Source organism: Streptomyces sp. NPDC037013, from assembly GCF_055607265.1.
Map to the genome: position 1 here is coordinate 179,135 of NZ_JBVJRV010000007.1, position 22,397 is coordinate 201,531.

The 22,397-nt window shown below is 72.1% G+C and carries 19 protein-coding genes; 11 read left to right on the top strand and 8 right to left on the bottom strand.

Annotation, left to right across the window (positions count from 1 at the left end; genetic code table 11):
• Positions 1 to 2: 2 nt before the first annotated feature.
• Entirely contained in the window at positions 3 to 473 is a 471-nt protein-coding gene (locus ACZ7DY_RS26225; RefSeq protein ID WP_471139011.1) for a hypothetical protein, read from the bottom strand.
• Positions 474 to 670: 197 nt separating this feature from the next.
• On the bottom strand, positions 671 to 1,567 hold the full coding sequence (gene rsmI / locus ACZ7DY_RS26230) for a 16S rRNA (cytidine(1402)-2'-O)-methyltransferase (protein WP_471139014.1): 897 nt from the start codon (positions 1,565 to 1,567) through the stop codon (positions 671 to 673).
• Positions 1,568 to 1,629: 62 nt separating this feature from the next.
• Between rsmI and ACZ7DY_RS26235 the strand changes: the two genes are divergently transcribed.
• From ACZ7DY_RS26235 to ACZ7DY_RS26275, 9 genes are all read left to right on the top strand, one after another.
• On the top strand, positions 1,630 to 3,369 hold the full coding sequence (locus ACZ7DY_RS26235; RefSeq protein ID WP_471139016.1) for a dolichyl-phosphate-mannose--protein mannosyltransferase: 1,740 nt from the start codon (positions 1,630 to 1,632) through the stop codon (positions 3,367 to 3,369).
• A 121-nt stretch (positions 3,370 to 3,490) separates the two neighbouring features.
• Positions 3,491 to 5,119, top strand: coding sequence for a penicillin-binding transpeptidase domain-containing protein (locus ACZ7DY_RS26240; RefSeq protein WP_471139019.1), 1,629 nt, complete (start codon positions 3,491 to 3,493; stop codon positions 5,117 to 5,119).
• A 117-nt stretch (positions 5,120 to 5,236) separates the two neighbouring features.
• The gene (locus ACZ7DY_RS26245) at positions 5,237 to 6,961 is read left to right on the top strand and encodes a penicillin-binding transpeptidase domain-containing protein (RefSeq protein WP_471139021.1); all 1,725 of its coding nucleotides are present in this window, start codon (positions 5,237 to 5,239) and stop codon (positions 6,959 to 6,961) included.
• Between the two features lie 91 nt (positions 6,962 to 7,052).
• Positions 7,053 to 7,577, top strand: a complete 525-nt coding sequence (locus ACZ7DY_RS26250) for a YbaK/EbsC family protein (protein WP_471139023.1) — start codon at positions 7,053 to 7,055, stop codon at positions 7,575 to 7,577.
• Complete coding sequence (locus tag ACZ7DY_RS26255) at positions 7,574 to 8,425, top strand: EamA family transporter (RefSeq protein WP_471139025.1); 852 nt, start codon at positions 7,574 to 7,576, stop codon at positions 8,423 to 8,425. The genes ACZ7DY_RS26250 and ACZ7DY_RS26255 overlap by 4 nt, the downstream gene beginning before the upstream one ends.
• Before the next feature lie 46 nt (positions 8,426 to 8,471).
• Complete coding sequence (locus tag ACZ7DY_RS26260; RefSeq protein ID WP_471139027.1) at positions 8,472 to 9,113, top strand: HAD family hydrolase; 642 nt, start codon at positions 8,472 to 8,474, stop codon at positions 9,111 to 9,113.
• 84 nt (positions 9,114 to 9,197) lie between these two features.
• The gene (locus ACZ7DY_RS26265) at positions 9,198 to 10,373 is read left to right on the top strand and encodes a helix-turn-helix domain-containing protein (protein WP_471139030.1); all 1,176 of its coding nucleotides are present in this window, start codon (positions 9,198 to 9,200) and stop codon (positions 10,371 to 10,373) included.
• A gap of 103 nt (positions 10,374 to 10,476) precedes the next feature.
• The gene (locus ACZ7DY_RS26270) at positions 10,477 to 10,953 is read left to right on the top strand and encodes a hypothetical protein (RefSeq protein WP_471139032.1); all 477 of its coding nucleotides are present in this window, start codon (positions 10,477 to 10,479) and stop codon (positions 10,951 to 10,953) included.
• On the top strand, positions 10,950 to 11,474 hold the full coding sequence (locus ACZ7DY_RS26275) for a hypothetical protein (protein WP_471139034.1): 525 nt from the start codon (positions 10,950 to 10,952) through the stop codon (positions 11,472 to 11,474). Before ACZ7DY_RS26270 ends, ACZ7DY_RS26275 begins: the two co-directional genes overlap by 4 nt.
• 64 nt (positions 11,475 to 11,538) lie before the next feature.
• On the opposite strand, the gene ACZ7DY_RS26280 is transcribed toward ACZ7DY_RS26275, so the two are convergent.
• The 4 genes from ACZ7DY_RS26280 to ACZ7DY_RS26295 are packed head-to-tail and all read right to left on the bottom strand — an operon-like array spanning position 11,539 to position 15,347.
• Positions 11,539 to 12,717, bottom strand: a complete 1,179-nt coding sequence (locus tag ACZ7DY_RS26280; protein ID WP_471139887.1) for a serine hydrolase domain-containing protein — start codon at positions 12,715 to 12,717, stop codon at positions 11,539 to 11,541.
• 50 nt (positions 12,718 to 12,767) lie between these two features.
• Complete coding sequence (locus ACZ7DY_RS26285; protein WP_471139036.1) at positions 12,768 to 13,532, bottom strand: energy-coupling factor ABC transporter ATP-binding protein; 765 nt, start codon at positions 13,530 to 13,532, stop codon at positions 12,768 to 12,770.
• On the bottom strand, positions 13,520 to 14,281 hold the full coding sequence (cbiQ, locus tag ACZ7DY_RS26290; protein ID WP_471139038.1) for a cobalt ECF transporter T component CbiQ: 762 nt from the start codon (positions 14,279 to 14,281) through the stop codon (positions 13,520 to 13,522). Before cbiQ ends, ACZ7DY_RS26285 begins: the two co-directional genes overlap by 13 nt.
• Position 14,282: 1 nt before the next feature.
• On the bottom strand, positions 14,283 to 15,347 hold the full coding sequence (locus ACZ7DY_RS26295) for an energy-coupling factor ABC transporter permease (RefSeq protein ID WP_471139040.1): 1,065 nt from the start codon (positions 15,345 to 15,347) through the stop codon (positions 14,283 to 14,285).
• A 196-nt stretch (positions 15,348 to 15,543) separates the two neighbouring features.
• Here ACZ7DY_RS26295 and ACZ7DY_RS26300 point away from each other — a divergent pair, with 196 nt between their 5' ends.
• Positions 15,544 to 15,888: an SsgA family sporulation/cell division regulator gene (locus tag ACZ7DY_RS26300; protein WP_471139041.1), complete on the top strand. Its 345-nt coding sequence runs from the start codon at positions 15,544 to 15,546 to the stop codon at positions 15,886 to 15,888.
• Positions 15,889 to 15,925: 37 nt separating this feature from the next.
• Here ACZ7DY_RS26300 and ACZ7DY_RS26305 read toward each other — a convergent pair whose 3' ends face one another.
• Complete coding sequence (locus ACZ7DY_RS26305; RefSeq protein WP_471139044.1) at positions 15,926 to 18,178, bottom strand: MMPL family transporter; 2,253 nt, start codon at positions 18,176 to 18,178, stop codon at positions 15,926 to 15,928.
• Positions 18,179 to 18,272: 94 nt separating this feature from the next.
• Positions 18,273 to 18,863, bottom strand: a complete 591-nt coding sequence (locus ACZ7DY_RS26310; RefSeq protein WP_471139047.1) for a TetR/AcrR family transcriptional regulator — start codon at positions 18,861 to 18,863, stop codon at positions 18,273 to 18,275.
• 163 nt (positions 18,864 to 19,026) lie between these two features.
• On the opposite strand from ACZ7DY_RS26310, the gene ACZ7DY_RS26315 reads away from it, so the two are divergent.
• The gene (locus tag ACZ7DY_RS26315; RefSeq protein WP_471139048.1) at positions 19,027 to 22,365 is read left to right on the top strand and encodes a S41 family peptidase; all 3,339 of its coding nucleotides are present in this window, start codon (positions 19,027 to 19,029) and stop codon (positions 22,363 to 22,365) included.
• Positions 22,366 to 22,397: the final 32 nt, after the last annotated feature.

The window sequence follows — 22,397 nt, forward strand, 5'->3', positions numbered from 1 at the left end:
GCTCAGTGCCCCTTGCGGTGCTGGAAGGGGTGGAGGAGGTCGGAGAGGTGCCAGTGGTGGTCGGCCTTGTGCCCGTCCGCCGTGGCACCGCCCGTAGCGCCGCCCGTCGCGCCACCCGCGGCGACGACGTCGGGGTCGGTGTCGAGCGGATCCACCGGCCCGGCCGGCTTGCCGACCCGGTTGCCGTCGTGCTGACGCCGCATCATGTCGAGCACCGAGGACACCTGCCCCGCCCGCATGATCCGCACGACGTGGCCACCGCAGTTCAGGCACGTGGGCCGGGTCAGGGGCGACGGCACGTGGTTGCCGTCGGCCAGGTACCTCACGAATTCGTGACCCGTGACGTCCACGTGGTGCTCTATCTCGTACGACTGCTCCCAGCCGTGCCCGCACCGCATGCAGGCGAAGGCATACGACTCGTGAACGACATTCATCGCCGTGGTGGGGTGGCCGGTGTCCGCGATCTCACTCATGCCAGCTGCTCCTCTTGCCCGAGGGACAAGCACTTCCGGAGCCCGGGAAAAGCCCGGACCGGAAGCGTGGGGACGGGTGCGTCCCTTCAACCAGTGGACGCCTTTCCCGGAGCGGGCGCATCAGACCTGTCGAGCATTGGAGCCGTTTTGGCCTTTCCTTAGGAAAGAAGCCTGGTGCGCGGCCCGCGCTTTGCCTTTCACGATAGTCCTTTGCCTGCCGATGGGCTGCCCCGATCCGCATTCTTTGCCGCCACGACGGCATCGAAGACCTCGCGCTTGGGAAGGCCCGCTTCGGCGGCGACCGCGGCGATCGCCTCCTTGCGTCGCTCGCCCGCCTCCTCGCGCACCCGCACCCGGCGCACCAGCTCCTCGGGGCCGAGTTCCCCGGCGCTCTTCTCGGGGGCTCCCTCGACGACGACGGTGATCTCACCGCGCACCCCGTCGGCGGCCCACTCGGCCAGCTCCTTCAGCGTCCCGCGTCTGACCTCTTCGTACGTCTTGGTCAGCTCGCGGCAGACCGCGGCCCTGCGCTCCTCGCCGAAGGCCTCGGCCATCGCGGCGAGGGTGTCGTCGATGCGGTGCGGGGCCTCGAAGTAGACGAGGGTGCGGCGGTCCTCGGCGACCTCGCGCAGCCGGGAGAGGCGCTCGCCGGCCTTGCGCGGCAGGAAGCCCTCGAAGCAGAAGCGGTCGACGGGCAGCCCCGACAGGGCGAGCGCCGTGAGCACCGCGGAGGGTCCCGGCACGGCGGTCACCCGCACGTCCCGCTCCACGGCGGCGGCGACCAGGCGGTAGCCGGGGTCGGAGACCGACGGCATGCCCGCGTCCGTCACGAGCAGCACCCGCGCGCCGCCGAGGAGCGCCTCGACCAGCTCGGGCGTGCGCGCGGTCTCGTTGCCCTCGAAGTACGAGACGACCCGGCCGCCGACCTGCACGCCCAGCGCCTGGGTGAGCCGGCGCAGCCGCCGGGTGTCCTCGGCGGCGACGACGTCGGCCGACTCCAGTTCGGCGGCGAGCCGCGGCGGGGCGTCGGCGACATCGCCGATGGGCGTGCCCGCGAGGACCAGGGTTCCGGGGGAATCAGCGCTTCCTGTCACTGTTCCATCCTCGCAGGGCCCACGGGCGGGACTCGCACAGTCTGGTTCCCTACGATGGCGCGGTGACCAGTACCGCGTCTTCCCCGGACACCCGCGAGGGCCAGACAGCCGAGGAGCAGCAGCCCTCGTGGCAGCGGCGGCTGCGCCGATTCGGCCATGTGGAGCGGCCCAGAGCGGACGTCACGGCCCGGCTCGTGCCCGCGTACACGGAGCCGAGTCCCCGCCTGTGGATGGCGCTGGGCCTGTCGAAGGGTGTCGCGGACCGGGTGGTGCGCTGGTCCGGCTGGGTCGGTCCGCTGCTGATCACGCTGGTCGCCGGGGTGATGCGCTTTCGCGACCTGGGCAATCCCAGGGCCGTGATATTCGACGAGACGTACTACGCGAAGGACGCCTGGGCGCTCATCCACCGCGGCTACGAGGTCAACTGGCCGGAGAAGATCAACGACGACGTGCTGCGGCAGGGCGGCGACATCGCGATCCCGCACGACGCGGCGTACGTGGTGCATCCGCCGGTCGGCAAGTACGTGATCGGCATCGGCGAGTGGCTCTTCGGTTTCGACCCGTTCGGCTGGCGGTTCATGACGGCGGTGCTCGGCACGCTGTCGGTGCTGATGCTCTGCCGGATCGGGCGGCGGCTCTTCCGCTCGACGTTCCTGGGGTGTCTGGCGGGCGCGCTGCTCGCGGTGGACGGCCTGCACTTCGTGATGAGCCGCACCGCGCTGCTCGACCAGGTCCTGATGTTCTTCGTCCTGGCCGCCTTCGGGTGTCTCCTCGTCGACCGGGACAGGGCGCGGGCGAGACTGGCCGCCGCACTGCCCGCCGACGAGGACGGCATCGTGCGCCCGGACGCCCGCGTCGCCGAGACGGTGCGGCTGGGGTGGCGGCCGTGGCGGTGGGCGGCGGGGCTGTGCCTGGGGCTCGCCTTCGGCACCAAGTGGAACGGCCTGTACGTCATGGTCTTCCTCTGTCTGATGACCGTGTTCTGGGACGTGGGCGCGCGCCGCGTCGCCGGGGCGGTGCGGCCCTACCGCGCGGTCCTGAGGCGGGACGTGCTGCCGGCGTTCGTGTCGACGGTGCCGGTGGCGCTCGCCACCTACGTGGTGTCGTGGCTCGGCTGGATCCTCTCCCCCGCGGACGGCTCCGGCGGCTACTACCGCAACTGGGCGGCGACGGAGGGCAGGGGCGGCGGCTGGACCTGGCTGCCGGACTGGGTGCGCAGCCTGTGGCACTACGAGCACGCGGTGTACGAGTTCCACGTGGGGCTCTCCTCGCCGCACACCTACCAGTCCAACCCGTGGAGCTGGATCGTCGACGGGCGCCCCGTCTCGTACTTCTACGAGTCGCCGCTGCCCGGCAAGGACGGCTGCCCCGCCGGCACCGCCGACAAGTGCGCCAGGGAGGTCCTCGCGCTCGGCACGCCGGTGCTGTGGTGGGCGGCGGCGTTCGCGCTGCTCTACGTGGCGTGGCGGTGGGCGTTCCGGCGGGACTGGCGGGCGGGCGCGATCCTCTGCGGCGTGGTGGCCGGTTATCTGCCCTGGTTCTTCTACCAGGAGCGGACGATCTTCTACTTCTACGCGGTCGTCTTCGTGCCGTTCCTCTGTCTCGCGGTGGCGATGCTGGTCGGTGCGGTGCTGGGGCCGCCGGGGTCGAGCGAGCAGCGCCGGGTCGCGGGGGCCGCGGCCTCGGGCGTTCTCGTCCTGCTCATCCTCTGGAACTTCATCTATTTCTGGCCCATTTACACCGGCACCGCGATCCCCATCGATTCCTGGCGGTCCCGAATGTGGCTGGATACATGGGTGTAATGCACACCATGGACACCTTCGGATAACGACAGACCCCTTCTCCACTCCTTCCCCTTAGGGTTCAGGGCGAACAACCTCCCCGAATTCCTTTCGGGGAGGCTCCTGGGGAGGGGAGCGCATCGTGCGCAGTGGAGCAAAGGTCGCGTTGGTCGGTGGGGTCTTCGCCGTCATGGTGGGGGGCGCGGGATACGGCGCGTACAACGTGGTGAACGGCGTGAGCGGGGACGGCGGCCCGGCCGCTTCCGGGCCCGAGGTCAGATCGGGGCCGCCGACCAGCGGTGAAGTGCGGGAGACGGCGCGCGAGTTCCTCGCGGCGTGGGCCGACGGCGACGCGCGCGGGGCCGCGTCGTACACGAACAACCTCGAGGCGGCGCAGGCCGCGCTGACCGGGTACCGCGAGGACGCGCATCTGACGAAGGTGAAGCTGACGCCGGGGAAACCGGCCGGCACCCGCGTGCCGTTCACCGTTTCGGCGAAGGTGTCGTACAAGGGGAAGAGTAAGCCCTTCGCCTACCGGTCCCGGCTCACCGTGGTCCGCGGCAGGACCACCGGGCGCGCGCTCGTCGACTGGCAGGCGGCCGTCGTCCACCCCTCCCTGCAGAGGGGGGACACGCTGGTCACCGGTGAGGCCGCCGCCCCGCCCATCCAGGCGGTGGACCGGGCTGGCGTCGTCCTGCGCAGGAAGGACCACCCCTCGCTCGGCCCGATCCTCGATCGGCTGCGCGCCACGTACGGCGAGCGCGCGGGCGGCGAGCCGGGCGTGGAGCTCTATGTCAGGTCCGAGGACGAGAGCGCGGCGACCCGCACCCTGGTCACCCTCACCAAGGGCAGACCGGGCAAGCTGCGCACCACGCTGAGCGCGGGGATGCAGAAGGCCGCGGAGCGGGCGGTGCTGCGCAGCGACGAGTCGTCGGTGGTGGCGGTGAAGCCGAGCACCGGTGAGGTCCTCGCCGTCGCCAACAACCGCAGGGACGCGTTCAACGCGGCCTTCTCCGGCAAAGTGGCGCCCGGCTCGACGATGAAGATCCTCACGGCGGCGATGCTCATCGACAAGGGCGTCACCAAGGCGTCCGGGCCGGCGCCGTGCCCGGCCACCGCGACCTGGCAGAGCCAGACCTTCCACAATCTGACGGGCATGACGCCGAACGAGTCCGCGACGTTCTCGGAGAGCTTCGCGCGCTCCTGCAACACGGCGTTCGTCAAGCTCATCGACGAGGAAGGCGTCACGGACTCCTCGCTCACCGAGGAGGCGCGGACCAACTTCGGCCTGGGTGGCGACAACTGGAAGGTGGGCGTGCCCTCCTTCGACGGTTCCGTGCCGGCGTCCACAGGACCGGACCGCGCGGCGAACGCCATCGGCCAGGGCGAGGTCCAGCTGAACCCCCTCAACATGGCGTCGGTGACGGCGACGGCGATGACGGGGACCTTCCGTCAGCCGGTGATCGTGCCGCGGTCCCTCGACGACCGCGACCTGGCCACCGCGGAGGGCCTGCGCGCCACCACCGTCCAGCAGTTGCGCCAGATGATGCACCGCACGGCGGTCAGCGGCACCGGCGCGCGCGCCATGGCGGGCCTCGGCGGCGACATCGGCGCGAAGACCGGCTCGGCCGAGGTCGACGGCCAGCAGAAGTCGGACAGTTGGTTCACCGGCTACCGGGGCGATGTCGCGGCGGCCGCCATGGCGCAGCGCGGCGGGCACGGCGGTGACGCGGCGGGCCCGATCGTGGCGGCGGTGCTGGGCGAAGGGTAGACGGTCGGCCGGTGCGCCGCCCGGGCGGGCGGCGAAGTGGTCAGGGGCCTCTCCGTACGCCTCTAAGGTGGCCTTCCGGTGAGGAGCCGGGGGTTCTCGGGGAACTGCGGAGGGTTTGTGGGCAAGCGGAGGCGCGCCGACGGGCGCAAGAGCGTCGGCGTCAGAGACATGAAGGTGCACCCGGGTGTGCTGGGCGGGGCGGCGGCGGTCGTCGTGTGCGGTGTGGGGGCCGCCGCGTTCGCCCTGTCCGGAGGCTCTGGTTCCGGCGGGGACGGCGCGACGGTCGACGAGAAGCACGTGGCGACGGGCCCGCCGAAGGCCGCCGAGGTCCGCACCACCGCGCGGGCCTTCCTCACCGCGTGGGCCGAGGGCGACGCGGCGAAGGCGGCCGCGCTCACGGACGACCGCGCGGCGGCGCTCAAGGCGCTGACGTCCTACCGCAAGGACGGCCACCTCACGAAGACCGTGCTGACACCGGGCAGGCGCTCGGGCGCCGATGTGCCCTTCAAGGCGGCGGCCACGGTCTCGTACGAGGGAAAGAGCAAGCCCCTGTCGTACGCATCCGAACTCACCGTCGTCCGCAGGAAGAGCGACGGCAGGACACTGGTGGACTGGCGCCCCTCGGTGCTGCACCCGGAGCTGAAGCCGGGCGACCGGCTGGTCACCGGCGAGGCGGGCGACCCGCCGATCAAGGCGGTCGACCGGGACGGCGGCGCGCTGACGGCCGCCAAGTACCCGTCGCTCGGCACGGTTCTGGACGGGCTGCGCGAGAAGTACGGCAAGAAGGCGGGCGGCAAGGCGGGCGTCGAACTGCGCGTGGTGCGGGCCAAGAGCGGCTCGGCCAAGGCCGGCGCGGGTGCCGCCGCGAAGAAGGACGACGCGAAGGCGACGCCCGACAAGACGCTGCTCACGCTCTCCCCCGGCACGCCGGGGACGCTGAAGACGACGTTCAGCGGTGCGCTCCAGTCGGCCGCCGAACGGGAGACGGCCAAGCGGCGGCGGGCCTCCGTCGTCGTGATCAAGCCGAGCACCGGCGAGATCCTGGCCGCCGCCAACTCCGAGCCCGGCGGCTTCAACACGGCCTTCCAGGGCTCCATCGCGCCCGGCTCGACGATGAAGGTCATCACCTCGTCGCTGCTCCTGGAGAAGAAGCTCGCCGGCGTCGACAAGAAGCACCCGTGCCCCAAGTACGTGACGTACGGCGGCTGGAAGTTCCAGAACGACGACAAGTTCGAGATCAAGGGCGGCACGTTCCGGGCGAGCTTCGCGCGCTCCTGCAACACGGCCTTCATCAGCCGGGCGAAGAAACTGGAGAACGACTCCCTGACCAGGCAGGCCCAGGAGGTCTTCGGCCTCGGCCGCGACAACTGGTCGATCGGCGTCCCGTCGTTCGACGGGGCCGTGCCGGTGCAGAGCGACGCCCAGATGGCGGCCTCGCTGATCGGGCAGGGCGGGGTGCGGATGAACCCGCTGAACATGGCGTCGGTGGCGGCGACGGTGAAGTCCGGTGCCTTCAAGCAGCCCTACCTGGTCTCACCCGACCTCGACGACCGCGAGCTGGCGAAGGCCTCGCGCACGATGTCCGGCCCGACGGTGTCGGCGCTGCGCGACCTCATGCACTACACGGCGGTCGCCGGTACGGCCGTGAAGCCGATGCGCGGCCTCGGTTCCGACATGGGCGCGAAGACCGGCTCGGCGGAGGTCGACGGCCAGAAGAAGCCCAACGGCTGGTTCACCGCGTACCGCGGCGACCTGGCGTCGGCGGCGGTCGTTCAGGAGGGCGGCCACGGCGGCGACTCGGCGGGTCCCGTGGTCCGGGCGATGCTGCTCGCCGGGGGCTGAGCCGGGGGCGCGGCCCACCGCCCGGGACGGTTTGTCCGCCATCCGGATACCTGGTCGCGTGCGCCGTACACGGACCGCTAGCGTGCCGGGCATGAGCGCCACAGACACCGCACCGGACGCGGCACCCGGACCCTCCGACGCCCACCCCCGATTCGCCGAGGCCCTGCGGGAACTGGGCCTCGGCGATCTGCTTCCCCGGGTCCGCCGCTTCCCGGAGCAGACCCGCACCGCGCAGGAGGCCGCCGCTGCCATCGGCTGCGACCTCAGCCAGATCTGCAAGTCCCTGATCTTCGCGGCGGACGGGGTGCCCGTCCTGGTCCTGATGGACGGCGCGTCCCGCGTCGACCTGGAGCTGGTGCGCGCGGAGCTCGGCGCGCAGAAGGTGACCCGCGCCAAGGCGGACGTCGTCCGCGCGACCACCGGGTACGCGATCGGCGGCGTGCCGCCCTTCGGCCACGCCACGCGGACCCGCGTGCTCGCCGACCGCTCCCTCCTCGCCCACGAGGTGGTGTGGGCCGCGGCCGGCACGCCCTACGCGGTCTTCCCGATGGCTCCGAAGACGCTGATCGCCCACGCGGGCGGCACGCTGGTGGACGTGCGCGAGACCGCGGAGTGACCCCCCTGGTCGCGGCGGCCGTGCTGCTCGCCGCCGTCACGCACGCGAGCTGGAACGCGATCGCCCACCACATCACCGACAAGCTGGTCGCGTTCACGCTCATATCCGGCGGCGGCTTCCTCATCGGGCTGCTGATCGCCCCCTTCGCCGCGTTCCCGGCGGCCGGGGCGTGGCCGTACCTGTTCCTCTCCGCCGCCCTGCACGTCGGCTATTACGCCCTGCTCATGACCTCGTTCCGGCTCGGCGACTTCGGCCAGGCGTACCCCATCGCGCGCGGCACGGCGCCGCTGGTCGTCACCGTCCTGGCGGCGGTCTTCGCCGGTGAGGTCCCGGACGCCTGGCAGGCGGCCGGAGTCGCGGTCTCCTGCGCGGGCCTGACGGGCCTCGCCCTGTGGGGCATCCGCAGTTCGGGCCGCCGCCCGGACTGGACGGCGATCGGCGCGGCCGTGGCGACGGGCGTCTCCATCGCCGCGTACACGGTGGTGGACGGCCTGGGCGTGCGCGCCTCCGGCTCCTCCCTGGGCTACGTCGCGTGGCTGATGGTCCTGGAGGGCATCGCGATCCCCCTCTACGCGGTCCACCGCTGGCGCGCCGAACTCCCCGCCCGGCTCCGCCCGTTCGCGCGGGTGGGCCTGGTGGGCGCGACCCTCTCGGTCGCGGCGTACGGCCTGGTCCTGTGGGCCCAGACCAAGGCCGACCTGGCCCCGGTCTCCGCGCTGCGGGAATCGTCGATCATCGTGGGCGCGGCGATCGGCGCGATCTTCTTCAAGGAACGCTTCGGAACCCCGCGCCTGCTGGCGGCGGGCCTGATGGTGGCGGGCATCGGCCTGATGCTCCACGCGGGGTGAGGGCGTGCGCGAGCGCGCCTCGTCGCACGGCCACTAGGGTCGCCGAATGATCCGCACCATCGCATTCGACGTAGGCGAGACCCTCGTCCGGGACGACCGCTACTGGGCGTCCTGGGCCGACTGGCTGCGGGTGCCGCGCCATACCGTTTCGGCGCTGGTCGGCGCGGTGGTCGCCCAAGGGCAGGACAATGCCGAAGCACTCCGGCTGATCCGGCCGGACATCGACATCGACGCCGCCTACCGGGCCCGCGCGGCGGCGGGGCGCGGCGAGTACCTCGACGAGACCGACCTGTACCAGGACGTCCGGCCGGCACTCTCCGCGCTCCGCGAGGCCGGCGTCCGCGTCATCGTCGCGGGCAACCAGACCGTGCGCGCCGGGGAGTTGCTCCGCGGCCTCGAACTGCCCGCGGACCTGATCGCCACGTCCGGCGAGTGGGGCGTGGCCAAGCCGTCGCCCGCCTTCTTCGAGCGGCTCGTCACGGAGGCCGGGGTACAGGCCGAAGAGATCCTTTACGTGGGCGATCACCCGCAGAACGACGTGTTCCCGGCACGCGCGGCGGGGCTGCGCACCGCTCATCTGCGGCGGGGGCCTTGGGGACATCTGTGGGCGGACTCCCCGGAGGTGAACGCGGCGGCCGACCACCGGATCGACTCGCTCATGGACCTCGTGCCCCTCGCCACTCGCTGATCCGCAAGCGAAGAAGGCCGTTCGAGTACCACCGCGTGAGTGCGCGGGTACGGTTCGCGGTGGACGCTGCGAACTGGAGTCGCCATGCCCACCGTTGACGATGTGAACTTGGGAAGGCAGGTCGCTGCCACCCGTCGCGCGAAGGGCATGAGCCAGACTGCGCTCGCGCGCAGGTCTCATCTGTCCCTTGCCATGGTCAAAGCCATTGAGCAGGGCAAGCGTCGTCCGAGCACGGGAGCCCTGGAAGCGGTCGCAGCGGCGCTCGGTGTCGACCCGACGCGCTTGGACGGCACCTTCACCGGTACCGGGCGCCGCGTACACGCCGCCATGCCCGCGATCTCGGCGAGCATCGCCGGATACGACATCGCTCCCGCCGAGCCCCGCCGCAGCCCCGACGGGTTCACCTCCCTCGTCGGTCATCTCGTGAGCTGGCGCCTGGCCTCGCAGTACGGACGGATCGCGCGGCACGCACCAGCGCTCCTCGTCGACACCCTCGCGGCCCTCCACCACTCGCGCGGCCGACGGGAGGCGGCCGAGCTCCTCGTCGCCGTGGCCCGCTCCGCCGACGCCGTGGCGTACAAGTACGGGGCCCGCGACCTGTCGGCCCGACTGATCGAACTGATGCGGTGGGCCGCACCGCATGCCGAAGATCCCCTGCTGGACGCCTGCGTGGCGTACGTCCGCACCGAGACCTTCTTCGTCGCGAAGGCCTACACCGCGGGCACCCGCGCCCTGGAAGCCGCAGTCGATGCCGCCCCCGCGGTGACCGACCGCGCGACAGCCGCAGCCCGTGGTGCCCTGCACATGCGCGCCGCGGTCATCGCTGGACGTGGCGGAGACGCCGACACCGCGCACCTGCACATCGCCGAAGCCCGCCGCCTGAGCCGGCACACGCCGGAAGGGACCTACTTGGGCACGGCATTCGGACCGGAATCGGTACGGGTCCACGAGTTGTCGGTCGCGGTGAGTCTCGGCCACGACCACATCGACGACGCCCTGCGCCTCGCCCTGGAATGGACACCGTCCGATGCCCTGCCGGCGGAGCGGCGCTCCGGCTTCTGGATCGAGCTCGCCCGTGCGCAGCTGTGGGCCGGCCGTATGGACGCCGCGTTCGAGTCGCTGAAGGTGGCACGCTCCATTGCACCGCAGCACACCCGCGAGCACCCCTGGGCCCGGGAGACCGCAGGCACCCTCCGGCGCGTGAAACGTGCCGATGACGAGTCCCTCACCCGCTTCGCACAGTGGATCGGCGCCGTCTGACGCAACCCGGTCCGGCGAATCGAGGGGATACAAGGTGTATCCCTGACGCGCTCGCCCGGCGCCCATGATCTGTATCCCGACGACGACGGATCAGGGGCGGACGATGGGGAGAACAGCTGTCGAGGACTGGCTCGCGCGCGCCCAAGGGGCACCGGGGCAAGCGCGGAGAGAGTGGTCGGAGAGTGACGTCGCCCTGCTGCCTCTCGGCGACCGTTTCTGCGCGGTCCGTCTGCGTGAATCGTTCGTCCATGCTGCCGCGGGCGGCGATACCCCGCGGCTGGTCACCGCTGTGCTCACCGGTCCGGTGCTCCGGGACGGCTACAACCGCTGCTACTACGTCCTCGTCGCGCCGCTGTCCGCGCGCGTCTGGCCGTACGGCTCCGAGGTGCCCCTGCTGGGAAAGGGTTCATACGTCGGGGTTCCCGTCGTCGGCCGTCTCGACCCGGTGGGCGTTCACTGGGTCATCCCGCCTCGATGGCCGGGCGACCTGTGCCCACACCAGTCCCTCCGGGCTCTCGTCGACATCGGATACGCCTCTGTACCCGGACGGGTCGGACCGCGCACGGAGGCAGCCGGATGATGCCCACCGACCACCTCTCGTCTCCCTTGCTTCCCTCATTCAGCGTGTTGTCCGACGCCCAGGTCCAAGGCCGGGCGTGTGTGTTCTGTGCGGTCCTCCTCGGCCGTGACGCCTCGGTTGATCTCGGCGTACGCGAGTTCGACCACCGTGCGGAAGTCGTGTGCTGGTCCCCGCGCGCCTGTCACCCGTGTGCCGACGGTGGATACCTGGATGTCCTGCTCGAGGGGGCATTCACCGCGTGTCGCCAGCTGCCGCCGCCGGAGCAGCTCATGGACCTCTGCCTCCGTCTCCGGCACGAGATCCGACGTCGCCTGCCCGCTGCGGTGACGGCCGCCGTCCGCGCGGGCGAAGGCACCCTGACGTGGCACGCGCATCGGCGCATCATCGATGCGTCCCAGGATGCTCTGGCCGATGGGGCCGGCGATGCTCCCAGCCCACTGGTGCTGGCGATGCGCGTGTCCGAACTCGGTCGGCGGCTCCGTGATCTCCGGCCCTTTCCGCCGGTGAGGGAGCGTGAGTAGGCCCCTGACACGGGACCAGCCGTGAGGTGACCGGCCACCTTTCGGGCGGCGCGGCCCGGTCCCGTCAGAGCGCCGTCGCCGCCCGTACCGCGCGGACCAGGGCCTGGGCCCGGGGGTCGGCCGTCACGCCCTTGTTCATGCCGTTCGTGACGTAACCGAAGGCGAGGCCCGATTCCGGATCGGCGAAGCCGAGGGCGCCGCCGCGGCCGGGGTGGCCGAAGGAGGCGGGGGTCAGGAGCGGGGAGGCGCCGCCGTGCAGCATGTAGCCGAGGCCGAAGCGGGTGCCGACGACCAGGACGCGGTCGGGGCCCGCGGACGCCTCGGTCCGGGCGAGGGCGACGGTCTCGGGGGTGAACAGGCGCCGCGCGCCGTCCACTTCGCCGATCAGCGCGGCGTAGAAGCGGGCCAGGCCGTCGGCGGTGGCGATGCCGTTGGAGGCGGGCAGGGCCGCCGCCCGGTACTCGGGGTCGTTCTCGTCCGGTGCCGGGTCGATCGCGCCGAACGCGCGGCGGGTCAGCGACGCGGGGTCAGCGTACGCCTCCGCCACGTTCCGCTTGGGCCGCATCCGCAGGCCGCCCGGCGCCGTGGGCGGGTCGATCCGGCCGAGCCGGCCGACCCGTGCCGCCTCCGCTTCCGGCAGTCCGACCCAGAGATCGAGGCCGAGCGGGCGCGCGATCTCGGCCGCGATCCACTCGCCGACCGGCCGGCCCGTCACGCGCCGCACCAGCTCGCCGGTGAGCCAGCTGTACGTCTGCGCGTGGTAGCCGTGGTCCTCGCCCGGCACCCAGGCGGGCTCCTGCGCGGCGACGACGGCCGCGGCGAGGTCCGCGTCGAGCGCCTCGGCGGGCGTCAGCGGGCGGTCCAGGGCGGGGACACCGGCCCGGTGCGTGAGGACGTGCCGGACCAGGACCCGGTCCTTGCCGCGCGCCTTGAACTCCGGCCAGTACGCTCCGACCGGCGCGTCCAGGTCCAGCTCGCCGCGCTGGTGGAGCAGGAGCAGCGCGGCGGCGGCCACGCCCTTGGTGGCCGAGCGGACGATCTGCGCGGTGCCGGACTCCCACGGGGCGTCCCCGGCGGCGAGGTCCCCGTCGACGTCCTTGGTGCCGCCCCAGAGGTCGACGACCTTACGCCCGTGCCGGTAGACGGTCACGTGGGCGCCCCGCTCGCCGCGTTCGCCGAAGTTGCGCGCGAAGGCGTCCCGGACCGGCTCGAAGCCGTCGGTCACCGTGCCGTGTATGTCCACCAAGACGTCATCCATGACAAGGTCAACGACCCTCGACGGCCATCGATTCCCTAGCTCCTGACCTTCACCGTCTTCGGATCGAAGCCGAAGGGCAGTTCCAGGCGGTGTGCGCCCATCAGCTCGTCGTCGGCGAGGAGCTCGCCGGTCGGCCCGTCGGCCGCGATGACGCCGTCGCTGAGGATCAGGGCGCGGGGGCAGAGTTCGAGGGCGTACGGCAGGTCGTGCGTGACCATCAGGACCGTCACGTCCAGCGAGCGCAGGATGTCGGCGAGTTCGCGGCGGGAGGCGGGGTCGAGGTTGGAGGACGGCTCGTCCAGGACGAGGATCTCCGGCTCCATCGCGAGGACCGTCGCGACGGCGACCCGGCGCCGCTGGCCGAAGGAGAGGTGGTGCGGCGGGCGGTCCGCGAACTCCGCCATGCCGACCCGCGAGAGGGCCTTCAGGACTCGCGCCTCAAGCTCGGCGCCGCGCAGGCCGGCCGCCGCGGGCCCGAACGCCACGTCCTCGCGGACCGTCGGCATGAACAGCTGGTCGTCCGGGTCCTGGAAGACGATGCCGACCCGGCGCCTGATCTCGGCCATGTGCCGCTTGCCGACGGGCAGCCCGGCGACGGTGACCGTGCCCGCGCCGCCGCTCAGGATGCCGTTGAGGTGCAGGACGAGGGTGGTCTTGCCCGCGCCGTTCGGGCCGAGCAAGGCGACGCGCTCGCCGCGCCCGACGGTGAAGTCGACGCCGAAGAGGGCCTGGTGCCCGTCGGGGTAGGCGAAGGCCAGTCCGGCCACTTCCAGAGAGGGTGCGGAGGTCACAGGGTCCATCCCAACAGGCAGACGACGAGGGCGGTCAGGGGCAGGGCCAGCGCGTACGTCCACTGGGCCCGGGAGGCCGTCACCTCGTCGATGACCGGCATCGACCCGGTGTAGCCGCGGCTGACCATGGCCAGGTGCACCCGCTCGCCCCTCTCGTACGAGCGGATGAAGAGCGCGCCCGCGGATTTGGCGAGGACGCCCCACTGCCGCACCCCGCGCGCCTCGAAGCCGCGGGACTCGCGGGCGATCTTCATGCGGCGCATCTCATCGGTGATGACGTCGCCGTAGCGGATCATGAACGAGGCGATCTGGACGAGCAGCGCGGGCAGCCTCAGCCGCTGCAGCCCGAGGAGGAGGGCGCGCAGCTCGGTGGTGGCGGCGAGCAGGACGGACGCGGCGACGCCCAGCGTCCCCTTGGCCAGGACGTTCCAGGCGCCCCAGAGGCCGTTGACGCTGAGGGAGAGGCCGAGCACGTCGACGCGCTCGCCCTGGGCGACGAACGGCATCAGCACGGCGAACGCCACGAAGGGGATCTCGATGAGGAGGCGCTTGAGCAGGAATCCGGCCGGGACGCGGGCGGCGTACGCGACCGCGCCGAGCAGCACCGCGTAGAGCCCGAAGGCCCACATCGCCTCGCGCGGCGTGGAGACCACCACGATCACGAAACAGAAGACCGCCGCGAGCTTGGTGTGCGGGGGCAGCGCGTGGACGGGTGAGCGGCCGTGCCGGTAGAGCCGGTGGGCGTGGCCCGCGCCCATCTCAGGCCCGCTCGGAGGAGGCGCTCTCGGGCACCGCGGCCGGGCCCGTCTCCCCCGCGCGGCGGCGGCGCAGCGTCCAGAAGACCGCCGTCCCCGCGACGACCGTGACGCCCACGCCGATCACGCCCGCGAGGCCGCCGGAGAGGCGGGCGTCGGTGATGTCCTTGACGCCGTAGTCGGCGAGCGGGGAGTCCGCGGTGGCGTGCTCCTCGGCCTTCTTGTCGATGCCCTTGTCGTGGGCGACCTTCTCCAGGCCGTCGGGGTCGGCGGAGGCGTAGAAGCTGACGAAGCCCGCGAGGACGAGGGAGGCGACGATGCCCGCGATCCAGACGGGGCGGGTGGAGCGGGCGGCGGCCGGGGCGGGGGCGGCGGCGGGCGCGTCCACCAGTTCCCCGCCGACGCGCAGCTTGAGGGGCTGAGTGAGGCCGCGGGCCCCGTACACCAGGTCGGGCCGTACGGCGATGACGGCGCCGACGGTGAGCGCGGTGATCACGGCCTCGCCGATGCCGATGAGGACGTGCACGCCGACCATGGCCGTGGCGACCTTGCCGAGGGAGACGTCGGTGGTGCCGCCGAGCGCGTAGATGAGGGTGAAGGCGACGGCGGCGGCGGGTACGGAGAGGAGTGCGGCGGCGAAGGAGGCGACGGTGACGGAGCGGCGGCTCCTGGGCAGCACCTTCACCAGGCCGCGGAAGACGAGGTAGGCGACGACGGTGGTGACGATCGCCATGTCGGAGATGTTCACGCCGAGCGCGGTGAGGCCGCCGTCGGCGAAGAGGACGCCCTGCATGAGCAGGACGACGGAGACGCAGAGCACGCCGGTGAAGGGCCCGACGAGTATCGCGGCGAGCGCGCCGCCGAGGAGGTGCCCGCTGGTCCCGGCCGCGACGGGGAAGTTCAGCATCTGCACGGCGAAGATGAAGGCCGCGACGAGGCCGGCGAGCGGGGCGGTCCGCTCGTCCAGTTCGCGCCGCGCGCCCTTGAGGCTGACGGCCACGGCACCGGCCGCGACGACCCCGGCCGCGGCGGACACCGGGACATTGATGAACCCGTCGGGGACATGCATGCGCTCGCTCCTGGGCAGGGGCCCTGGACAGGGCAGATCGCTCGTGAACCGTTCAATGATAGGGCGTTGTTGCAAACCGTTTGCAAGAGCACCGCGGTCCCGAATCGGCTACGCCCCCTGCGGCGGAATACCGTACATATGGGACATTGGTGAGGAAGGGCCCGACGGAGCGCCCGGTGGGATGAGGAGTTCGGTGATGTCCGCAGTCGAGCAGTACGCACGCGCCCACCTCGTCACGGACTCCTCCGAGGGGCACCGCGCCGTCCCCGTCGTCCTGCGCTACGACGCGGAGGCCGACCCGCACGCGGTGCGGATCGGCCTCCCCGGCTCTCCCCACCGGGTCTGTTCCCGCCGGCTCCTGGAGCAGGGCCTGCGGGCCCCGGTCACCTCCGAGGGGGTGCACGTCTGGCCGTGCGGGCGGGTCCAGACGGTCATGGAGTTCCACGACGGGGACGGGGTGACGGTCGTCCAGTTCGACGCGTCGGCGCTGATCCGCTTCCTGCGCCGCACCTACGCCGCCGCCACCCCGGTCACCCGTTAGGCGGAGTCCGCGACCGCGGACTCCGCCGCCCGGACGGTCAGACCCGCACCGGCTCCCGTTCCGCGCCCGCGGACCCGGCGCCCTTCTCCGTCTGTGTGCGCAGGCCCTCGCCCTCGACGTCCACGTTGGGCAGCGCCCGGTCCAGCCACTTCGGCAGCCACCAGGCCTTCTTGCCGAGCAGCGCGAGGACCGCGGGCACCAGCGCCATGCGGACCACAAAGGCGTCGAAGAAGACCGCGATCGCGAGGCCGAAGCCGATCATCTTCACCATCTGCTCGGAGGAGCCGATGAAGCCCGCGAAGACCGCGATCATGATGACCGCCGCGGCCGAGACCACCCGGGCCCCGTGCCGGAAACCGGTCACGATCGCCTGGCCGGGCCGCTCCCCATGGACGTACGCCTCCCGCATGCGGGTCACGAGGAAGACCTCGTAGTCCATCGCGAGGCCGAAGACCACGCCCACCATGAAGATCGGCATCATCGACATGATCGGGCCGGTCTGCTCGACGCCGAAGAGCGAGCCGAGCCAGCCCCACTGGAAGACCGCGACGACCGCGCCGAGGGCCGCGAGGACCGAGAGCAGGAAGCCGAGGGCCGCCTTGAGCGGGACCAGGATCGAGCGGAAGACGACGATCAGGAGCAGGAACGCGAGGCCCACCACGAGCGCCAGGTAGGGCAGCAGGGCGTCGTTGAGCTTCTGCGAAACGTCGATGTTCATGGCCGTGGTGCCGGTGACCATGATGTCGGCGCCGGTGTCGGACGTGATCTTCGCGCCGGTGTCGCGGATCGAGTGGACCAGGTCCTCGGTCTCGGTGCCGCTGGGCTTGGAGGACGGCACGACGCTGATGATCGTGGTGTCGCGGGTCTTATTGAACATGGGCGGGGCGACGGTCAGGACGTCGTCCAGCTTGCCGATCGACCTGCGGATCTCACCGGCCGCGGCCTTTGGGTCGTCGGCGCCCTTGAGGTCGCCGACCACCATCAGCGGCCCGTTGAAGCCGGGCCCGAACCCCTCGGAGACCAGGTCGTACGCCTTGCGCTGGGTGGTGGACGTCGGCTGCGCGCCGTCGTCCGGCAGGCCGAGCTCCAGCTGCGAGACCGGCAGCGCCGCGGCGCCGAGGCCCACGATGCCGACGAGCAGCACGGCGATGGGCCGGCGGACCACGAAGCGGGCCCAGCGGGTGCCCATGTTCTGCTTCGGCTCGCCGCCGTTCTCCGCGGCGGCCTTCTCCGCGGCCGCCTTCTTCGTGCCGCCGCCGAAGAGCCTGCTCTTCTCGCCCATCGGCAGGACCCGCTTGCCGGCGTATCCGAGCAGCGCCGGGATGAGCGTGAGCGCGATGAGGACGGCGATCACGACCGTGCCCGCCGCGGCGAAGCCCATCTTGGTGAGCATCGGGATGTTGACCACGGCGAGGCCGACCAGCGCGATGACCACGGTGAGGCCGGCGAAGACGACGGCTGAGCCCGCGGTGCCGACGGCGCGGCCCGCCGCCTCCTCGCGGTCGCGGCCCTCGGCGAGTTCACCGCGGAAGCGCGAGACGATGAAGAGCGCGTAGTCGATGCCGACCGCGAGGCCGATCATCATGGCGAGCGTCGAGGTGGTGGTGCCGAGGTCGAGCGCGTCGGCGAGGGCGGTGATCGACGAGACGCCGATGCCGACGCCGATGAGCGCGGTGAGCAGCGGAAGCCCGGCGGCGATCAGCGAGCCGAAGGTGATGATGAGGACGACCGCCGCGACCGCGATGCCGATGACCTCGGTGGCGCCGGTCTCCGGCATGGCCTGCAGCGCGTCGCCGCCGACCTCGACGGTGAGCCCCGACTCGCGCGCGTCGTCGGTGGTCTTCTCCAGCGCGTCGCGGTCGTCGTCGGTCAGCTCCATGGCGGTGACCTTGTACGAGACGGAGGCGTACGCCGTGGAGCCGTCCTTGCTGACCGTCTTGGCCTTGAAGGGGCTCTCCGCGCGGGCCACCTGGTCCGAGCCGGACCTCAGGGCGGCGACGGTCCTTTCGATCTCGGCCTTGTTGGCCTTGTCGGTGACCTTCTCGCCGTTCGGCGCCTTGAAGACGACGCGGGCGCTCGCGCCGTCCGCGCTGGCCTCGGGGGCCCGCTTCTCCAGGAGGTCGAAGGCCTTCTGGGCCTCCGTGCCGGGTATGGAGAAGGAGCTGGAGGCGGCGGTGGGCGCCGAGGCCGCGCCGACGCCGGCGAGCGTCAGGAGCGCCACCCATATCAGGGCGACGAAGTGGCGTCGCCGGAAGGCGAGTTTGCCGAGTTTGTAGAGGAAAGTGGCCACGAGGGCGTACTCCCGGTCAGGTCGTGGTGTCCGGATTGGGCAGGGGGATCAGCCCGACGACGTGAGCGAGCGCGTCAGGAACAGGGGGGGTGGGTCAGATGCCGAGGGCGGGGAGGATCACGGCATCCACGTAGGAGGTGAGGAACGCGCGGTCGACCGTGCGGTCCTCGATCAGGTCCCGGGCGACGAATCCGCCGATGAGCATGTGGATGACGAAGTCGAGGGCCGGGTTGTCCGCCGCGACCTCGCCGCGGTCCACGGCCCGTCGCAGCAGGGTGTTGAGGTGGTCGATCTCCGGTTCGACGAGCAACTGGCGCAGCGCCTGGTGCAGTTCGGGGTTGTCGTGGATGGCGTGGAAAAGACCGCGCATCAGCGCCGCGTCCCGCTCCATCTGGCAGTCGTCCGAGCGCGCCATCATCGCGTGGATGTCGCCGCGCAGGGACCCGGTGTCGATGTCCTCGAGGGAGGTCGGCTTGTTGTGCCGCAGCGCCTTGGCGATCAGCTCGGGCTTGCTCCCCCACTGGCGGTAGAGGGTGGCCTTGCTGGACCGCGTGCGGGCCGCGACGGCGTCCATGGTGAGGGCGTCGTAGCCGACCTCGCGGAGCAGGTCGAGCACGGCCGCGTACAGCTCGGCCTCGCGCTCGGGCGTGATCCTGCTGCGTCTGGTCGTCGCCGCTTCCGTCACGGTCTCCACCTCCTCCGGGTGCCCCCATCGCTTCGTACGAAACTGTTTCGTACAGCAGGACTGTACGCCCGCCTCCTAACGAAACGAAACCGTTTCGTACGTGTGCTGCATCACGTGCCCGGCACAAGTTGCCGCGGCCCCCGGAGCGGAAAAGCATGGTGAGGTGACCGACGCGCGCGACGACACCCAGGACCACCGCTCCTACCTGCGTTTTCCGCACCTCAGCGGCGACCGCCTCTGCTTCGCCGCCGAGGACGACCTGTGGGTGGCGCCCCTCACCCCCGAGGGCGCCCCGGCCGGCCGGGCCTGGCGGCTCACCGTCGACCGGACCAAGGTGAGCCACCCCCGCTTCTCGCCGGACGGCCGCCACATCGCCTACACGACCTGGCGCAGCCTCGACCCGGAGATCCACCTGGCGCCGGTGGCCGGCGGGCCCGCGCGGCGGCTGACGTACTGGGGCAGCACCGACACCCGGGTCTGCGGCTGGTCCCCCGACGGCGACATCCTCGCCGTCTCCTCGCACGGCCAGCCCTTCTCGTACTTCTGCTGGGCCTACAGCGTGCCCACCGACGGCTCCCCCGGCGGCAAGCTGCCCTGGGGCCCGGTCTGGGACATCGCGATCACCGACTCCCTCGCCGACGGCGAGTGCGACCGCAAGACGCTGCTCCTGACGGGCAAGCCACCGCACGAGCCCGCCGCCTGGAAGCGGTACCGGGGCGGGGCGACGGGCCGCCTGTGGATGCACGGCGAGCAGATCCTCGCCGACCTCGACGGGCACCTGGAATCGCCCATGTTCGTCTCCGGCCGCATCGCCTTCCTCTCCGACCACGAGGGCATCGGCAACCTCTACTCCTGCCTGCCCGACGGCACCGACCTGCGCCGCCACACCGACCACGACACCTTCTACGCCCGGCACGCGGCCGCCGACGGCACCCGCGTCGTCTACCAGTGCGCGGGCGACATCTGGCTGGTCGACGACCTCGCCCCGGACTCCGTGCCGCGCCGGCTCGACGTGCGGCTCGGCGGACCGCGGGCCGGGCGGCGCGTCTACCAGGTGCCGGCCGCCCAGCACCTCGACGCGCTCTCCGTGGACACGACGGGCCGGGCCAGCGCCGTCGTCGTCCGCGGCTCCCTCTACTGGCTCACCCACCGGGACGGCCCGGCCCGCACCATCATCGACACCCCCGGCGTCCGCGTCCGCCTCCCCGAGATGCTCGGCACCAGCGGCCAGGTCGCCTACATCACCGACGCCGACGGCGAGGACGCCGTCGAGATCGCCTACCTGCCCCGGGCCAGCGGCGACAGCGAGCCGCGCCGGCTCGCGAGCGGGCAGCTCGGCCGGGTGCAGGAGATGGTGTCCGACCCCGACGGCAGGCGCCTCGCCATCGCCTCCAACGACGGGCGGCTGCTCCTCCTCACGGTCTCCGACGAGGCGGGCGAGGAGCCGGCCGAAGGCGGCGAGGACTCCGCGGGTTCCGGCGGCCCGGGCGAGGTCACCGAGCTGATCCGCTCCCTCAACGGCCCCGTCCGCGACCTCGCCTTCTCCCCCGACGGCGTCTGGCTGACCTGGTCGCACCCGGGCGTCGGCCGCTCCCTGCGCCAGATCAAGCTGGCCCGCATCCAGGGGCCGGGCGCCCGCACCGTCGTCGACGTCACCAACGGCCGCTTCGAGGACGAGAACCCCGTCTTCACCCGCGACGGCCGCTACCTCGCCTTCCTCTCCTGGCGCGGCTTCGACCCGGTCTACGACGTGCACACCGGCGACCTCTCCTTCCCGCTGGGCTGCCGCCCCTACCTCGTACCGCTGTCGTCGGCGACGCCGTCGCCCTTCGCGCTGCTGCCCGACGGCCGCCCGGCGGCGGGCGGCCTCGATCCGGCCGACGGGGGCGCGGGGTACGGCACCACGACGGTGGAGGTGGAGGGGCTCGAATCGCGGGTCACGCCGTTCCCCGTCGCCGCCTCGAAGTACTCGGCGCTGCACCCCGTCAGCGGCGGCGGCCTGGTCTGGCTGCGCTGGCCGATCTCCGGCGCGCTCGGCGAGACCTTCGCCAACCCCGCCGACACCTCGGGCCGCCCCACCCTCGAACACTTCAACCTCACCAAGGCGAAGAAGTCCCAACTCGTCGACCACCTGGACTGGTTCGCGCTCAGCGGCGACGGCTCACGCCTCGTCGTCGTCGACGAGGGCGACCTCAGCGCCGTCCCCTCCACCGAGGTCGGCGACGTCGACACGACCGTCTGGATCGACCTGCGCCGCATCCTGCACGAGGTCGACCCGGCCGCCGAGTGGCGCCAGGCCTACGAGGAGGCGGGCCGCATCATCCGCGCCTACTTCTGGGACCCGGGGATGTGCGGCATCGACTGGGACGCGGTCCTCGCCCAGTACCGCCCGCTGGTCGAACGCGTCGCCTCCCCCGACGAGTTCGCCGACCTGCTGCGCGAGGTCCTCGGCGAGCTGGGCACCTCCCACGCGTACGTCACCGCCGCGCGCCGCAACGAGGGCCCGCCGCACTACCAGCGCGCCATGGGGCTGCTCGGCGCCAACCTCGTCCACCGGGACGAGGGGTGGATGGTCAAGCGGATCCTGCCCGGCGACTCCTCCGACTCCAAGGCGCGATCGCCGCTGGCCGGCGCGGGCATCCGCGAGGGCGCCGTCCTCACCCACATCGACGGCCGCCCGGTCGACCCGGTGACCGGCCCCTACCCGCTCCTCTCGGCGGCGGGCGGCACCACGGTCGAGCTCACCTTCCGGCCCGCGGAGGGCGACGGCAGGCCCCGCCGCGTCGCCATCGTCCCGCTCATCAACGAACGCCCCCTGCGCTACCAGGACTGGGTGGCCAAACGCCGTGAGGTCGTACGGGAGTTGAGCGGCGGCAAGTGCGGCTACCTGCACATCCCCGACATGGGCGGCTCGGGCTGGGCGCAGTTCAACCGGGACCTGCGCCTGGAGGTGGACCGGCCCGCCCTCATCGTGGACGTGCGCGGCAACGCGGGCGGCCACATCAGCGAACTCGTCGTGGAGAAACTGACCCGCAAGATCATCGGCTGGGACCTGACGCGGAACGCCGAGCCCGTCTCGTACGCCTCGAACTCGCCGCGCGGCCCCGTGGTGGCCCTCGCCGACGAGGCGACCTCCTCCGACGGCGACATGATCACGGCCGCCTTCAAGCTGCTCGGCCTCGGCCCGGTCGTCGGCCAGCGCACCTGGGGCGGCGTCGTCGGCATGACCGGACGGCACACGCTCGGCGACGGCACGGTGATCACGGTGCCGATGAACGCGGGCTGGTTCGACGCGTACGGCTGGGGCGTGGAGAACCACGGGGTCGCCCCCGACCTGGACATCCTGCGCACCCCGCTGGACTGGGCGGAGGGGCGGCACGCCCAGCTCGACGACGCGGTGCAGCTGGCGCTCGAACTCCTGGAGCAGAATCCGGCGGCCACACCTCCGGGCCACTCGGACGTGCCGGACCGCCGCCGGCCACCGCTGCCGCCGCGCTCGTGAGGGCCCGTACCTCACCCCCACATGATCGAAAT

Excerpts from the sequence above, each read along its gene's own strand:
- ACZ7DY_RS26275 (WP_471139034.1), top strand. The coding sequence starts at position 10,950 with ATGATGCCCACCGACCACCTCTCGTCTCCCTTGCTTCCCTCATTCAGC.
- ACZ7DY_RS26260 (WP_471139027.1), top strand. The coding sequence starts at position 8,472 with ATGATCCGCACCATCGCATTCGACGTAGGCGAGACCCTCGTCCGGGAC.
- ACZ7DY_RS26300 (WP_471139041.1), top strand. The coding sequence starts at position 15,544 with ATGTCCGCAGTCGAGCAGTACGCACGCGCCCACCTCGTCACGGACTCC.
- ACZ7DY_RS26250 (WP_471139023.1), top strand. The coding sequence starts at position 7,053 with ATGAGCGCCACAGACACCGCACCGGACGCGGCACCCGGACCCTCCGAC.
- ACZ7DY_RS26270 (WP_471139032.1), top strand. The coding sequence starts at position 10,477 with ATGGGGAGAACAGCTGTCGAGGACTGGCTCGCGCGCGCCCAAGGGGCA.
- ACZ7DY_RS26295 (WP_471139040.1), bottom strand. The coding sequence starts at position 15,347 with ATGCATGTCCCCGACGGGTTCATCAATGTCCCGGTGTCCGCCGCGGCC.
- cbiQ (WP_471139038.1), bottom strand. The coding sequence starts at position 14,281 with ATGGGCGCGGGCCACGCCCACCGGCTCTACCGGCACGGCCGCTCACCC.
- ACZ7DY_RS26285 (WP_471139036.1), bottom strand. The coding sequence starts at position 13,532 with ATGGACCCTGTGACCTCCGCACCCTCTCTGGAAGTGGCCGGACTGGCC.
- ACZ7DY_RS26265 (WP_471139030.1), top strand. The coding sequence starts at position 9,198 with ATGCCCACCGTTGACGATGTGAACTTGGGAAGGCAGGTCGCTGCCACC.
- ACZ7DY_RS26225 (WP_471139011.1), bottom strand. The coding sequence starts at position 473 with ATGAGTGAGATCGCGGACACCGGCCACCCCACCACGGCGATGAATGTC.